The sequence below is a fragment of the Campylobacter canis genome (assembly GCF_045504005.1).
GTDB lineage: Bacteria > Campylobacterota > Campylobacteria > Campylobacterales > Campylobacteraceae > Campylobacter_A > Campylobacter_A canis.
The window spans coordinates 1-278 of sequence record NZ_JBJJXH010000032.1; the positions used below are offsets into that span (position 1 = coordinate 1).

Consider the following 278-nt stretch of genomic DNA (forward strand, 5'->3'; position numbering starts at 1 on the left):
TTGTTAGCTCAGTCGGTAGAGCATTTCACTTTTAATGAAGGGGTCGCTGGTTCGAGTCCAGCACAGGACACCATTTTTTATTGGGGTTGTGACCCTTTCGTCTAGTGGCCCAGGACTCTACTCTCTCAGTGTAGCAACAGAGGTTCAAATCCTCTAAGGGTCGCCATTAAAAAGCTAAAATTTGAGCTTTTTGTTATTTAATTTCGGTCGCTTAGCTCAGTTGGTAGAGCGCCACCCTTACAAGGTGGATGTCATAAGTTCGAGTCTTATAGCGACCA

Annotated in this window: 2 tRNA genes; both read left to right on the forward strand. The window is 45.0% G+C overall.

Features of this window, described 5'->3' with window-relative positions:
* Positions 1 to 90: 90 nt before the first annotated feature.
* Positions 91 to 166: transfer RNA gene (locus ACHJH3_RS11275), tRNA-Glu, on the forward strand.
* A gap of 39 nt (positions 167 to 205) precedes the next feature.
* Positions 206 to 278, forward strand: a tRNA-Val gene (locus tag ACHJH3_RS11280).